The sequence below is a fragment of the Psychroserpens ponticola genome (assembly GCF_023556315.2).
In the GTDB taxonomy this organism is placed as follows: Bacteria; Bacteroidota; Bacteroidia; order Flavobacteriales; family Flavobacteriaceae; genus Psychroserpens; species Psychroserpens ponticola.
Window position 1 is genome coordinate 1,963,456 of the sequence record NZ_CP116221.1, and the last position, 15,149, is coordinate 1,978,604.

17 protein-coding genes are annotated in these 15,149 nt (G+C 29.4%); all 17 read left to right on the forward strand.

What is annotated here, in order from left to right:
• Positions 1-43 precede the first annotated feature (43 nt).
• The 17 genes from MUN68_RS08765 (at position 44) to MUN68_RS08845 (ending at position 15,148) form a co-directional block, all read left to right on the forward strand.
• On the forward strand, positions 44-1,204 hold the full coding sequence (locus MUN68_RS08765; RefSeq protein WP_272792453.1) for a leucine-rich repeat domain-containing protein: 1,161 nt from the start codon (positions 44-46) through the stop codon (positions 1,202-1,204).
• A gap of 551 nt (positions 1,205-1,755) precedes the next feature.
• A complete protein-coding gene (locus MUN68_RS08770; RefSeq protein WP_249997277.1) occupies positions 1,756-2,343 on the forward strand; it encodes a hypothetical protein in 588 nt (195 codons plus the stop codon).
• Between the two features lie 117 nt (positions 2,344-2,460).
• Positions 2,461-3,042: a hypothetical protein gene (locus tag MUN68_RS08775; RefSeq protein ID WP_249997278.1), complete on the forward strand. Its 582-nt coding sequence runs from the start codon at positions 2,461-2,463 to the stop codon at positions 3,040-3,042.
• 155 nt (positions 3,043-3,197) lie between these two features.
• A complete protein-coding gene (locus MUN68_RS08780; protein WP_249997279.1) occupies positions 3,198-3,668 on the forward strand; it encodes a hypothetical protein in 471 nt (156 codons plus the stop codon).
• 160 nt (positions 3,669-3,828) lie between these two features.
• Entirely contained in the window at positions 3,829-4,152 is a 324-nt protein-coding gene (locus tag MUN68_RS08785; RefSeq protein ID WP_249997280.1) for a hypothetical protein, read from the forward strand.
• Positions 4,145-4,528, forward strand: coding sequence for a hypothetical protein (locus MUN68_RS08790; RefSeq protein ID WP_249997281.1), 384 nt, complete (start codon positions 4,145-4,147; stop codon positions 4,526-4,528). The genes MUN68_RS08785 and MUN68_RS08790 overlap by 8 nt, the downstream gene beginning before the upstream one ends.
• A gap of 139 nt (positions 4,529-4,667) precedes the next feature.
• Entirely contained in the window at positions 4,668-5,390 is a 723-nt protein-coding gene (locus MUN68_RS08795; protein WP_249997282.1) for a DUF6090 family protein, read from the forward strand.
• A gap of 158 nt (positions 5,391-5,548) precedes the next feature.
• A complete protein-coding gene (locus tag MUN68_RS08800) occupies positions 5,549-5,806 on the forward strand; it encodes a hypothetical protein (RefSeq protein ID WP_249997283.1) in 258 nt (85 codons plus the stop codon).
• Positions 5,807-5,838: 32 nt separating this feature from the next.
• Positions 5,839-6,339, forward strand: a complete 501-nt coding sequence (locus MUN68_RS08805; RefSeq protein WP_249997284.1) for a hypothetical protein — start codon at positions 5,839-5,841, stop codon at positions 6,337-6,339.
• 1,237 nt (positions 6,340-7,576) lie between these two features.
• Complete coding sequence (locus MUN68_RS08810) at positions 7,577-8,947, forward strand: hypothetical protein (protein WP_249997285.1); 1,371 nt, start codon at positions 7,577-7,579, stop codon at positions 8,945-8,947.
• 164 nt (positions 8,948-9,111) lie between these two features.
• Complete coding sequence (locus tag MUN68_RS08815; protein ID WP_249997286.1) at positions 9,112-9,987, forward strand: hypothetical protein; 876 nt, start codon at positions 9,112-9,114, stop codon at positions 9,985-9,987.
• Positions 9,988-10,132: 145 nt separating this feature from the next.
• The gene (locus MUN68_RS08820; protein WP_272792454.1) at positions 10,133-10,720 is read left to right on the forward strand and encodes a hypothetical protein; all 588 of its coding nucleotides are present in this window, start codon (positions 10,133-10,135) and stop codon (positions 10,718-10,720) included.
• Between the two features lie 122 nt (positions 10,721-10,842).
• The gene (locus MUN68_RS08825; RefSeq protein WP_249997288.1) at positions 10,843-11,400 is read left to right on the forward strand and encodes a hypothetical protein; all 558 of its coding nucleotides are present in this window, start codon (positions 10,843-10,845) and stop codon (positions 11,398-11,400) included.
• Positions 11,401-12,110: 710 nt separating this feature from the next.
• The gene (locus MUN68_RS08830) at positions 12,111-12,860 is read left to right on the forward strand and encodes a hypothetical protein (protein ID WP_249997289.1); all 750 of its coding nucleotides are present in this window, start codon (positions 12,111-12,113) and stop codon (positions 12,858-12,860) included.
• Positions 12,861-13,998: 1,138 nt separating this feature from the next.
• On the forward strand, positions 13,999-14,250 hold the full coding sequence (locus tag MUN68_RS08835) for a type II toxin-antitoxin system ParD family antitoxin (protein ID WP_068449605.1): 252 nt from the start codon (positions 13,999-14,001) through the stop codon (positions 14,248-14,250).
• A complete protein-coding gene (locus tag MUN68_RS08840; protein ID WP_249997290.1) occupies positions 14,243-14,542 on the forward strand; it encodes a type II toxin-antitoxin system RelE/ParE family toxin in 300 nt (99 codons plus the stop codon). Before MUN68_RS08835 ends, MUN68_RS08840 begins: the two co-directional genes overlap by 8 nt.
• Positions 14,543-14,701: 159 nt before the next feature.
• The gene (locus tag MUN68_RS08845; protein ID WP_272792455.1) at positions 14,702-15,148 is read left to right on the forward strand and encodes a hypothetical protein; all 447 of its coding nucleotides are present in this window, start codon (positions 14,702-14,704) and stop codon (positions 15,146-15,148) included.
• The last annotated feature ends 1 nt before the right edge of the window (position 15,149 follow it).

Here is a 15,149-nt window from a genome sequence, read left to right on the forward strand (position 1 = left end):
AGCCATACACAAACACGTTAGGCACAAGAAAAAAATACTGCTAATGAGATTAAATCTGCTGATATTATTAATGGTCATAAATTTAAGCTGTGTTAAAGGTCAATCTCAAAAAAAAATTGACAAAAAAGCAAATAAAGAACATATCTTACCATTAAAAATCAAAATTAGAGGGCAACTTAAACAAATTGAAGATTCAGGATTAATAATTCCTTCAATTGAATTTAACATAAATAGAAATTACGTAAAAGTTAAAGTTGGAGCAAATGAATTTTACAACACCAAATATGAGAATACTTCATTCTCTGAAATATTTAAATTGTTTGTCGTAGATGATTTTAAGAGTAATGAATACTTTTATAATCCCTATTTTAAATATATGGGTTATTTAGAAACATCAAAGGAAATAGCAGACAAAGAATACAAACGAAAATTTTCAAATTTTAAGAGAAAAGATATTAAAATCAATTACTTGGAATTGGATTCTACCGAAATTAGAAAATTTACTGTTCTTTCAAATTACATAAATGAAATAGCTATAGAGATTTTACAAGAATCAATTCAAAAAGATTCTATGATCGTTGCTAATTCAATATCTGAAGCCTTAAAAAAACCTAAAAAAATTTATGAGTTAAGTTATAGAAATTCTTCGACCACAATTCTCTCTCCCGAAATTGGAAAACTAACTAATTTAAGAGTTTTGGATATTTCTGGTTCTCAAATAAAAATTATTCCTCTAGAAATAGAAAATTGTATTCATTTAAAATCAATTATAGCTAATGCAAGTCAATTATCAAAAGTTCCCAATTCAATAGGAAATTTGAAAAAATTAAGAAACATCAATTTCAGTTATTGCAAATTAAAAGAGTTACCAGAAGAATTTGGAAAACTAGAATCACTTTGGAATTTAAGTCTTGGTTCAAATCAACTAGATGATTTGCCAGAAAGTTTTACCAACTTAAAAAACTTACAAATGCTTAATATCTCTAATAATAATTTCTATGAATTTCCTAGAGAAGTTTTAAGTATAGAAAGTGTTGGGAATTTATGGATGCATGGAAATCGCTTCAAACAAATTCCTAGTGAAATTGTCAATTTAAAAGGCTTGCATCATTTTTTAGTTGATGTAACTGAAATAGATAATATTGAAGAGATAAAATCACTTATACCTAAGGTAAGAATAATTGATGAAACAAATAGAAGATAATTCCAGTGCCTAACAACGTGTATAACCAATTGCTTGGTCATAGCCTACTTGGAAATTCCTAACGGAATTTCCTCTGGTTCGTTTTCTTTTGTTAACTTAGTTCTCGCCAACGCAACAAGCCATACACAAACACGTTGTAACCAATAGCTCCAAATCCTAACTCCTTCTCATATTAAGTTACTATAATTTAAACTTTATTACTTCTTATTCTCACTCAGTCCCTTAAAGTTGAAGCTTACTCAAACTCTTAAATTTAAAAAAGGAAAAGGTTGCTCACTCTAACGGATTTTGAGCTGGTTTGCGGAATGTTCTACTCAAATGGCGAGAACTGCTTACTCAAACTCGCTAAATGTGATTACTCTTGCTTCAACACTCTAAGTAAACGTGCTTACTCTAATCTGTCGCTAAAGTGTCACAACAACGTGTATAATTAATTACTGCGGAATTTCCCAAACGGAAATTCACAATAATTAATTAACTTAGCTGCTAATCGGAAAATGACTTACGCCCTTTTCCGTAACTAATCATACACAAAACCGTTAGGTACAATTATGACAAACAGCATCTTTCATATTAATGAGTTTAAAATAAATGGAATTTCTGTACCTGAATTTGACCTAAACAAAGGAAAACTAATACGAATATATGTTCCTTTTATTGGTGAAAATAATTCTGTTTTAGGTCATAACTTAACTAAAGAGCTGATTAAACAATTTCAAAGTCAAAAATCGAATTTCCCTTTCGCAGAAAATTATCAGAAAAAAATTATCTCGGAAATTATAAGTCCTTTAACCGTTGACAAATATCTAAAAAACGAAATGTGGATTGATAAGCATGTCGGAAAAAGAATCGTGGATGAAATCGGAATTAATCTTTCAGATAAAGTTGAACATTTAAGTTTAACCAATAAAAAAGCGTTGATAATAAAATGCTTATTTGAAAAGAATGATTTTATTATTTTAGATTATTATGGTGTTGATTCGAACGGAATAGGGATTTTAGAAAAACTTGTGAATTCAGAAATTGAAAAAGGAAAATCTGGAATTGCATTAGACCGATTAGAATTCGTTACGGAAAAAGAGCCTTTTGAAAACATAACACCAATTAAATTAACTGTACCTAACAACGTGTATAATTAATTGCTAGTTCTCGCCTACTTACGAATATTCCTGCGGAATATTCTATTCGTTATTTATTTGCTAAATTAGTTGCTGAAACACGCAACGTAATCATACACAAACACGTTGGCAATAATTATGAGAAACCTACTTCTGATATTAATAATTTTAATTTCGTCTTGTGCTTCATATGATTCTAACTATTCTTATGAAGTTAAGCCCATAAAATTCAATCCAGAAATTGGTAAATGGATTATTAATAAACCTTTTTTAGGAAAAAATATAGATTTCTCTTTCGAGAATGAAGTTTTAATAAATTACAAAAAGTATCTTAATAAAAAAATAGGAAAAGAATTCGCTTTAATATCAGAGTTTAATAATCTTTTCTTGCCTAAAAAAGACAGAACTGAAGAAGGACTTGCTGTAATATATGAACAAACCAAATTTGATTTTCTAATAGACACTTCAATTGACATTCTAAAGGATGAACTCCCTATTATTGATATTAACACAGAACTTAAAAGACAAAAAGAAATTAGACTTATTATAACTATTTACGATTTAAAAAGTAAAGATATTATTCTAAAAAAAGAACACTTTTATAATGAGAGTTTTGATGGTAATAATGATATAGCTTTTTCTAGTAAAATAAACAAACTAATAAGTTTTTCAATTAAGAAATCCATAAAAGGGTTAAAAAACAAGCACAATTGGAATTAAAAACTATTGCCAACAACGTGTATAACCAATTGCTCAGTCTGTGTGTACTCGGAAATTCCTAACGGAATTTCCTACTGGTTAGTTTTCTTTTGTTAACTTAGTTCTTGCCAACGCAACAAGCCATACACAAAACCGTTGGGTGTAATCCTCAAACGATGAAGATCAAAAATGAAGATTTTATAAAAACCATACAGAATCAATTTAAGGAAATTGATTTTAATATAATTCCAACTTTGAATGAGTTAGAATTAGAGTTTGAATCTCCATTTTGCAAATCTTTTAAATTTCAGATCTGTGTTGAGTCTTTATGGACACTATCTCAAGTGTATGCGATTCCAAATTTACATCCAAATTCCTATTTCTGGTATAACGATATAATGTTTAATCCTTCTTCTGAAGATGTTAATGAAAATTGGATTGAAGAATCACAGACTGAAATCTTAAACACTTTAGATATTCTTTTGAAACATCCGATTCGGATAGAACAGGTAAATGGAATATTCACAAGCTCTTTTAAATGTGAGTATAAAATAGAGAATTGGATTGAACTTAGTAAAAACAGTTTGTTGACTTTATCTAAAAAAACAATTCCTCCTATTGATGGGAAAAAATATACATATTATTAAAAAGCACAACACCCAACAACGTGTATAACCAATTGCTAGTTTGTGTGTGCTCGGAAATTCCTAGCGGAATTTCCTATTGGTTCGGTTTCTTTTGCTAACTTAGTTCTCGCCAACGCAACCAGCCATACACAAAACCGTTGTGGTGCATTTAAGAAACGAAATGAATAACATAAAAAGCGTTTGGATTGGAACAGAAGAAAAAGAACCAATTCTTAGAGAAAAAACGGAATTAAATGATAATTCAGATGTAATAGTAACATTTGAAAATGGAGATAAGTATGTAGCTACATTTTTTACTTATGAAAATATTGAATCGTTGAGACAAAAGAATCAGAAAACTGGTGAATGTTTAAATGGAAAATATTTTTGTGCAACTGACTTGATACTGATTGATAAACTGAATAGAAAAGAAGTTCTAAACGTTATAAATCATATGATTAAAGAAGACGAGTTTTACACTTATTTTGACAAAGTAAATGGATAAAATAGCACTCAATACAGAATCTTATTTAATAAGTGGAAAAGAAAATAAACGCTTCTACCCTTTCTTAGAACTAGAATTTAATGAAAATGTTATCTATGAAAATGATACACCAAAATATTATTTGATTTTTTCGGATAACCTAAAATCAGCTCACGGAATTGGAGATTGGATTATGGCAGATTTAAAAAAAAATGGACATAATTTAAGAGAATTAATTATCGAGTTAGGAAATGGCTTGAATTTAAAATGGGATATTTTCTCATCTAAAACTGGTATGGAAGTTGAAAACAGTTATCAAACCGAACAAATTGAATTAGAAATACTTACTGACAAAACAATTGAAAGAATAAAAACGACACCACAACAACGTGTATAACCAATTGCTTGGTTTGTGTGTACTCGGAAATTCCTAACGGAATTTCCTCTGGTTCGTTTTCTTTTGTTAACTTAGTTCCTGCCAACGCAACAAGCCATACACGAACACGTTGTGCTTCATTATCAGAAACTGCTAACAAATGATAAAATTCTTTAGAAAAATTAGACAAAATTTACTTTCAAAGGGAAAAACTGGAAAGTATTTTAAATATGCTCTTGGAGAGATTGTACTTGTCGTAATTGGAATTTTAATTGCGCTATCAATTAGTAATTGGAATGAGAATCGTAAACTTAATAATACAATTAAAGGTATTTATTCAATTATACAAAGTGATTTATTATCTGATATTAAAACCATTGATAAAGTACTTGTTGGTAGTAAATCTCAAGATAGTTTATTCAAACGAGTCATTAATAAGGAAATGACCTATGATGATTATTTAAAATGTAACCGTTGTATTAGAACTCTTGGTGGCTTCCCAGACATAAAACTAAAAACGAAAGGATTAAATTTATTAGAACAAAATAGCACAGTTCTTAATTCCTATCAAGATAGTCTTTCAATAGAGATTAATAATTTTTATTCTTCCTTTAACATTGAAATTGAAGTAGCTTTACAAGAAGTAATTCTAGATTTCAAAGAAAACCGCAGCTATTTTAAAAACAATATGACTTGGTTTGAAGATTATGAAAAAGGTGTATTTAATGAAGACTTTGTAAAATATGCACTTTCATCTATTGATTATAGAAATAGAATAATTTCATTTTATGGACTGTATTACAATGGCTACTTAGGTCATTTAAGACAATATAAAGAAGAGGCTCTTCTACTTGTTGAGAATATCGATAAAGAAATTAAATAACGAAAGCACAACAACGTGTATAACCAATTGCTCAGTTTGTGCATACTCGGAAATTCCTAGCGGAATTTCCTATTGGTTCGGTTTCTTTTGCTAACTTAGTTCTCGCCAACGCAACCAGCCATACACAAAACCGTTGTAACCAATTTGAGAAAAACCAAGTGAACCAACTTTTTAATATAATAATAAAACAAATAATTGTTGGCTACATTGGAGCTTATCTATTGTTGATTTACTTCAAATTAATAGGAAAGAAAATAACATATGAACAAATTCTTAATGAAGTTGATTCAAAAAGCGGAATTAAAAAATATTATTACAAGGCCTTTTATTTAGGAGTTGGATTTTTAATTATAACTGTAATTATTATTTCAACAATGGCTGGATTAAATCCAAAGATTTATAACAACAACAAATAGTTGTAACCAATTTGAGAAATCGTACTTGAATAATGAAAAAAGGATTAAATATTTTACACTTTTGTCTTTATCTAATTGAGAAAAAAATTCATTTTCTCTTTAACAAAATAAATCCTGCTTTGTTGTTATATAAAATTCCTGCTGTCAAAAGAAGAATGAAAACGAAGTATGGAATAGAAAACACAAAGGAATATTTAGATGACTTTTGGACTAATCAAAAAAATGGTTTTAGTTTACATTTAATTGGTGGCTGGCTTGTAGGTCTAATTTTTATAATACTTATCAGTTTAACTATCATTGCGCTAAAAGTCTCTGGATTTGAATTTAATTTACCTAAATACGTTTTCATTGCATTTGGTATAATTTCTTATGTAATTTGCTATTTCGCTACATTTAAAAATGACACGTATTTAAAATATTTTAAGGAATTTAACACTTGGACGATAACAAAAAAAAGGATTAACGTTATAATAAGTATCGGATTTATATTACTTGTTATTGCTTTATTTTTTTCAAGTTTATTGTATTTTTAAAAATAAAAAACTGGTTACAACAACGTGTATAATTCATTGCTGGTTTTAGCCTACTTACGAAAGTCCTCGCGGACTTTCTATCTGTGATTTATTTGCTAACTTTAGTGCTTAAACACGCAACGAAATCATACACAAAACCGTTAACAACAATAGTGCAAAAATTCAACAGCACTACTCTATTTGAACTATTATTATTAACACAAAAATCTCAAATTTCTCATTTAAGATTTTCGTTTATCATTTTTTGGAGAACTAAACGCTTTTATGGTCTGTTTTTGTTTATTAAATTATAGCTAGGAAACTCTCAAGATAATTTCTTACTTCAATGGTAAACAATTTATTTTTAAGATAATATCTTCGATCATTTAAAATTGTTTTTTTGTAAGTCAGTCGAATTATCGCTTGCGTTCTGTATCGTTCTAAAATCCAAAAAAGGTGTTCGTTATTATTCCTGTGGTGCAACCTAAATGTTATTATGGACTTTTCTCTTTTGCCAAATCAACGGTTTCTTGGGAGTATCAGCTAATGTTAGTTATAGCATTCTCTTTCGGTTGCTATGAGGTATATAGCTAGTTCTGTGATTTACCAATGACTTGTGCTACACTACAGTTGCTAACAACGTGTATAATTAATTACTGCGGAATTTCCAATCGGAAATTCACAATAATTAATTATATTAGCTAATAATCGGAAAATGACTTACGCCCTTTTCCGTAACTAATCATACACAAAACCGTTGGTAACAATAGCTCCGAAATTGTAACTCCAAGTGATACATAGTTACTATAATTACAACTTCGGAACTATTGCCACTCTTACTCTTAAAATTGAAAGCTTACTCAAACTCTAAAACTCATTGTGGCGAAAAAAAGCCTAGTTTTATTTTCGCGATTTTTTTTTGAGGTTAAGACACATTCACTAAAAAACTATCTTGATGAAAAATTTATTTTTTTTAAACGTTTTTAAACTAGTTTGCGGAAATTTTCACTCATTACCTTAAGGTTTTCTCACTCTTCTCGCTAAATGTGATTACTCCTGCTCCAACACTCTAATCTGAATGTGATTACTCAAATGTGTCGCTACAGTTGCCAACAACGTGTATAACCAATTGCTTAGTTTGTGTTTACTCGGAAAATCCTGCGGATTTTCCTAATGGTTCGGTTTATTTTGTTAACTTAGTTCTTGCCAACGCAACTAGCCATAACACGAACATGTTAGCAGCAATAAAAAAACACTATTGGACAAAAAACAAAATGAAGAGGTAAATTTTGGAAGATTTAGATATTTTCTAGAGACACAGAAGAATATTTTTAACCTAACTGTTATAGATGAAATTAATATTGATAATAATATTTCAACAGGCAACAATAAATCAATAACATTTATTAATTGTGTATTTAATTTTGAATTTAAAATTCAAGGATATCAAACTAATGAAAATTACTCTTTCATCAATTGTATTTTTAATCAACGTTTTTTAGTTCAAAAAATAGACTTAAAAAATTTAACTTTTTCTAGTTGTACGTTTCATCAATATTTTTCTTCTAAACAACTAAGAACCATAAATTTCATATTTGAATCTTGCCAATTCAACCATTCGAAACAATTAGTTATTGATCAGTTTAAAACAAAAAATTTTAAATTTGAAAAAAACGAATTTAATCGCGACATTCAATTAATACCTAAACAAGCAGATCTAATATCTCTAATTGGAGGAGAGTCCAAAAGCACTTTAACTCTTTCAAATAGAGGTAATAAAAACACAATTAATAAATTATTTTTAGAATTTAATTCTAATCACAACACTGACTTTTTATTAAGAAACTTAACAACCGACTACATTCAAATTCATGGAGAGTTAAAAGATTCAACCTTATCAATAAACAATATAAAATTACGTGTTGGAATTATAAAATATTTTTTTAATAATGGAAATGTATTAATCAATGCTTTATCGCCATTAACAGAAAAATCTTTACTTGCTTTAAAGGGAGTTAATTTAGGAAATGCAATGATAAGTTCTATTAACTTTTCAGAATTTTCAAAAATTAAAATATCAAGCTGTAATCTAGTTGACATTGTGCCAATAAATATCAAATGGTGCAAATCGAATTTACTTAAAACTGAAAATACTTTAAAAGATAGAATAGAAACTTATCGACAATTGAAAATTGTTGCTCAAAAGAATTTAGATACACCAACCAAGTTAATGTATTATAAATATGAAATGAAAGCACACTTAAAGTCAATTAGAAAAGAAAAGGGAATGTTTTCAGATAAGTTTATATTATTTACTAATCTAATATCAAATAATCACGGGTTAAATTGGTTTGTTGCTTTTTGCTGGCTTATCTTTTTTTCCATTATTTGGTATACTTTAGTTAAATATAGTTTAAACCAAACCCAATTTAATCCTAAATTAATAATTAATGAAATTGGTCGATTTATTAGTTTTATGAATCCTGCTCATCGCTTTAACATAGTCTTTGATGTAAAAAAAGAGATGTACTCAAGTAATGCAGTATTTTTTGATAGTATATCTAGAATTTTTAGCTCATATTTGATATATCAATTAATAAGTGCTTTTAGAAAATATTCGAAAAAATAATAACTGCTGCTAACACCGTATATAATTTATTGCTGGCTTCTTGCCTACTTACGAAAGTCCTCGTGGACTTTCTTGGTCGGTAATTATTTACTAAATTAGTTGCTTGAAACACGCAACAAACCATATACAACAACGTTGTAAGCCATTTGAACAGACCAACAAAAATGAGTAAAAAGCGAGAATTTTGGTACTTCCTATTAAATGGAACTTTAGACGATAATACAGGAGTTTATTCAAACTTTTATACTTACGGAACACATTGTGGAAATTGTTTGGCTAAATCAATTGAAATAGCGGAAAACGAAGGGATAATTAACCCTGAATTAATCGAAACTTGCCGATTAGATAATTTAGAAGAATTTGAGTTACCTGAAAACGCTATCGAAATGAATTCAGATGTTTTTATGCTTTCTAATTTAAATTCTTACGAATTAAAAAAAGAAGAAACGGAATTTACGCCACCAACTGGAATTGCATTCGGAACTGACGAAAACGAATACGAAACGGATTTGATAAAAGAATGTTTTGTTGCTTATGGTAAAAATGAAAACGAAATATTTGAATTTGAACTTGTTGCAGACAATTGTCGATTAATAAAAACATTTTTTAAGGCAATTGATTTTTTGCCTAAAACAGACGGTTTTTGGATTTATTTACGTGACCATTGGGAAAATGAACAAACTGAATTGTTCGCAGGAAAAGATTTAATTTCTAAAGAAAATATAATTGAGTTCTTAAAATCAAATAACGAATCAACATTAAAAAACGGATTTATTGACATTGTGGTTCATTCAAAAAAAGGAGAAACAAATCTTACTTTGGACGAACATAAAAAAATTCGATTACACACAAAAGACGAATCTGTATTTAATGAATTCATCGGAGAAATAATTAAAATCGGATTTGAACAAACCAGAGATTATTACAACATTGAATTTGGTTATCATCATTGGCATTATCGAACTAACAAAAGTCTTAACAGAAATAAATTTAAAGAAATGTTAAGCAGAAAGAATTTTGAAAAAATAGAACTGAATTAAAAACGGCTTACAACACCGTGTATAATTCATTGCTAGTACTCGCCTACTTACGAAAATCCTCGCGGATTTTCTATTCGGTTTGTATTTGCTAAATTAGTTGCTGAAACACGCAACGAAATCATACACAAACACGTTGCCAACAATTATGACGAACATTATTTTTCATAGTCCAAAATTTGAATTTAAGGGAATTTTAATCCCTGAATTTGATATGGAATCTGGAAAACTCATAAGATTGTGCTTGCCGAATTTTGATTCAAAAGGAAATAGTTTAGTTCAGAATTTCCGAAATGAAATAATGAATCACTTTGAGAAAAAAATCCCTAAACTAAAGCTAACAAAAGATTATTCAGAAAGTGGAATTCGAAAATTTATGAAATCACTTACTGTTGAGAATTATATAACGGAAAAACTAAATGTTGACGGAACAAAAGCGGAAATTTTAGCAAAAAATTTAGAATTGGATTCTACAGAAAAATTGAATAATCTGACAATCGGAAAAAATAAAGCATTAACTATTAAGTGTGATTTTGAAAAATATGATATTCTTATATTTGATTATTACGGAGTAAGTGCGAACGAAATTGATTATTTGGAACGAATTGTTAATGCGGAAATAATAAAAGGAAAAAGTGGAATAGCAATTGACAGACTTGAATTTAATCAGAACGAAGAAACAAATAAAAAAATTGAAAGAATAAAAATAACTGTGGGCAACAACGTGTATAATTAATTACTGCCGAATTTCCCAAACGGAAATTCACAATAATTAATTAACTTAGCTGCTAATCGGAAAATGACTTACGCCCTTTTCCGTAACTAATCATACACAAAACCGTTGGCAATAAGCTGAAAATGAAACACGCTTTAAACATATTACTTCTGATTTCAACTTTGATTTCGTGTAAAAATCAATCGGAATTGAAATTGGAAATTGCTCAAATTGAGAAAACCGAATTGATTAAAATAACACAGACTTACTCGATATCTGAATTGTGGAATATTTTAGTTTTCGAAACTGGTGGTTGCTTAGGTGGAGAACAATATATAAATGAAAAGGAATTTAAAAGAAACGAAAAAACACTCGTTTTCAGCGAAACGCAATGGAAAGAATTCTCGAATAACGATAAAGGTAAACTAACTGAATTTCTCATTACCAAACTTTCTGACACAACAAGAACTAAAGTCCATATCTGTCCATTTTTTGAAGCAACAAATGGAGAAATGGCTGTATATTCTCTTCAGCACATTCATAAAAAGAATTGGTTTGATTTTTCGGCATTTAAAGATTATAAAAATAAAGAATATAAAAGCGCAATTGAACAACCTCAAATGTGGTTGCAGAATATATTGAAAAACGAAACCAAGAGAAAAAAATTGGCGGAATTTTTTAAAAACGAGATGAAAAAGTAAAAGCCAATTGCCAACAACGTGTATAACCAATTGCTTTGTTTGTGCATACTCGGAAATTCCTAACGGAATTTCCTATTGGTTCGTTTTCTTTTGTTAACTTAGTTCTTGCCAACGCAACCAGCCATACACAAAACCGTTGTATTTAATAATGCCAGCCTTTCTGATCTTCCCAGGTTTATTGCCATCATCAAAACTTGTAGATTAAGGTCAGTACTCTAAAAGCAGTACGGAATTGACTTTCGATAGATTTTTTTCCTTGTCAAGCTTTCGATTGAAATCGTATGAGAGTTTTACTCTCAAATACGAATGAATTCGCATAAAGCTTGCCTTAAGGTATAGAATATTTTCGACAAAGTCAAGTAATTACCCAAATACTTATCATTTAAAGTGCTGAATACTTTAATACGCAACAACTTTTAATGATCGCTTTTAAAATGACGATACCATATCCCGCGATATAGTACATAATTTGAAAACCATAAACCGGATTCAGAATCTGTTATGTAGCGTCTGTCATTCCTACGTAATTATGGAGATTCCCTATGGTCATTTCCAAATTACTAAAAACAACAGCGTGTATAATTAATTACTTGTTCCTCTTATATTTGGAATATTTATTACCATAAATAAAATGGTTAGTTTCTTTTTGCTAATTTAGTAATAACAAAACGTAACTAATCATACACGTCTACGTTGGCAATAATTTTGAAATGAAGAAAAGTATAAAATTTTTATTATTAATTCTTCTTATTTTGAGTTGTTCTACTAATTCAGAGAAAGAACAATTCATAGGGAATTGGAGTACTGGTGGATTTTGGAATCCAATAGAATTTCAATTTTTCAAAGACTCATTAATTGTTGATGAAATGGGTTTGAATTACCTAAATAATTGGGAATTCGATTCCAGAAAACTTTATGTAACCAAATTAATTGGTAATGGTCCAGAAATTGAGGAGGAAATAATTTTCGATTATAAATTATCTAGAAATAAAGACTCTCTATATCTAAAAAGAGAAAGTGATTCCACTTATAATGTGCCATTAATGAAAATTAAAAATGGTTTTGACTATTTAAAAAAAAGTGTTAATCTTTCAATTGATTTACCAATAAGTAATACAAAATTAACTCAAAATAACTTTAACGAATGTGGACTTAATATCTATGTAGGTTATAATAATGAAAAACTCATTGCTAGAACTGATAGATACATTGGAGTAACACTTCATAACATTACTAGAGAAGCAGCAAGGTATTACTCTTGTTATGAAACAAATCAGTTTAACGTTTTTGTTAATTTAATTGCCGATAAGTCTGTACCAAAATCTGATATAGATTCATTAAAATCTATTATTAGAGAAACGGAAATAAATAAAATATTAAGGATATACAAAAACGATAAAACTGCATATGAAAAAACTGGATGGAAAGATAAACTAGAATGGTTTGGAATTTACGAGTAAAACTATAGCCAACAACGTGTATAACCAATTGCTAGTTTGTGTGTACTCGGAAAATCCTGCGGATTTTCCTACTGGTTCGGTTTCTTTTACTAACTTAGTTCTTGCCAACGCAACTAGCCATACACAAACACGTTGGTAACAATAGCTCCGAAATTGTAACTCCAAGTGATACAGTCTTACTATAATTACAACTTCGGAACTATTGCCACTCTTACTCTTAAAGTTGAAAGCTTACTCAAAATCTAAAAATCATTGTGGCGAAAAAAAGCCTGGTTTTCTTTTCGCGATTTTTTTTGAGGTTAAAACACATTCACTAAAAAACTATTCTGAGAAAATTTTTATTTGAGTTTGAGAAAGCTTACGGAAATAATCACTCAAACGTAAAAAGATGATCACTCAAATTCTTTATTTTAAAGAGGAGCTTTAATCTAATTTTGTACAATTTTCTTTTATTAGAAAAATCTATCATACATGTATGAAAATTCACTCCTGCTCCAACACTCTAATCTGAATGTGATTACTCAGATGTGTCGCTACAGTTGCCAACAACGTGTATAACCAATTGCTCTGTTTCTGCATACTCGGAAATTCCTATCGGAATTTCCTATTGGTTCGGTTTCTTTTGTTAACTTAGTTCTCGCCAACGCAACAAGCCATACACAAAACCGTTGCAACCAATTGCTCCAAATCCTAACTCCTTTTTAAATTCAGTCTATAAGTTTATAATTTTAGATCTATTGCTCACTCAAACTCTTGAAGGAGAAGCTTACTCAAACTCTATACAAAAAAAGAAAAGGTTTCTTACTCTAACGGATTTTGAGCTTGTTTGCGGAACGTTCTACTCAAACGGCTAATTCTGCTTACTCAAACTCGCTAAATGTGATTACTCCTGCTTCAACGCTCTAAGTAAAACGTGCTTACTCTACTCTGTCGCAAAAGTGATGCAACAACGTGTATAATTAATTACTGCGGAATTTCCCTAACGGAAATTCACAATAATTAATTAACTTAGCTGCTAATCGGAAAATGACTTACGCCCTTTTCCGTAACTAATCATACACAAAACCGTTCTACGCAATTTGAGAAAAATTTTGCAATCATACCAATTTTTGGTATATTTGATATAAATAGTATCAAAATGAACAAAAACACATCAATATCACTCGGAAATTATTTTGACCAATTTGTGCAAAGTAGTATTAGTGAAGGAAGATTTAAAAACGTTAGCGAAGTAATACGAGCAGGATTAAGACTTTTGGAAGAAGAAGAAAGTAAAGTAATTGCATTGAAAAAAGCAATTCAAGAAGGAATAGACAGCGGAATAGCGCACGATTTTGACCCGAAAAAACATCTTGAATCTCTAAAAGCCAAAAAGCACTCGAATGGCTGAATATAAACTAACGAATAAAGCTGTTGCGGATTTATCAAAAATTTGGGAATATACATTTGAGGTTTGGTCGGAAAAACAAGCCGATAAATATTACGATGGACTAATCTCAAATTGTGAGGAAATTGCTGAAAACCCAGATTTAGGAAAGAATTATGCAGGAATTTCAAAGCAACTTTTAGGAATAAAATCAAATCGACATATAATATTCTATAGAACTTTAAACGAAAATTATGTTGAGATTACGAGAATATTACACGAAAGAATGGATTTAAAAAAAAGAATAGCTGAATAAAAACTGCGTAGAACACCGTGTATAATTCATTGCTGGTTATAGCCTACTTACGAAAGTCCTCGCGGACTTTCTATCTGTGTTTTATTTGCTAACTTTAGTGCTTAAACCACGCAACGAAATCATACACAAACACGTTGGCAATAATTATTGACTCAAATTATGAAAAGATTGTTTTTTTTATTTTTAATTCTATCAATTAGTTGTTCAAAAAGTGATGACAGTAAGGAAGACATACCTGAATGCCAGGAAAAAATGTTTCTTGAATCTTTTATTGCCGAACCCAATGACTGTTTTATCTTTCTTGATGATCCTGTTATGACTTTTACATTTGTTAGAATTAACCCTTTCACTAAAACTGATTTCAATAATATACCTCACGCTGAAATATTCGTAAGCATATTTATAGATGACTTTACTTGGGAATTTCTTCATACAATTTATGAAGATTCTGAAATGAACGGCAATTCATTTTCAGGATTAGTTAATGGTGGAATTAACGATAATATTTATACAATTTACTTTGATGAAATTGAGTTTACTGAAACAGAAACACAATTTATTTTTCATCGAGCAACAATAAGATTGGAGAAATATGTTGAAGATTGAT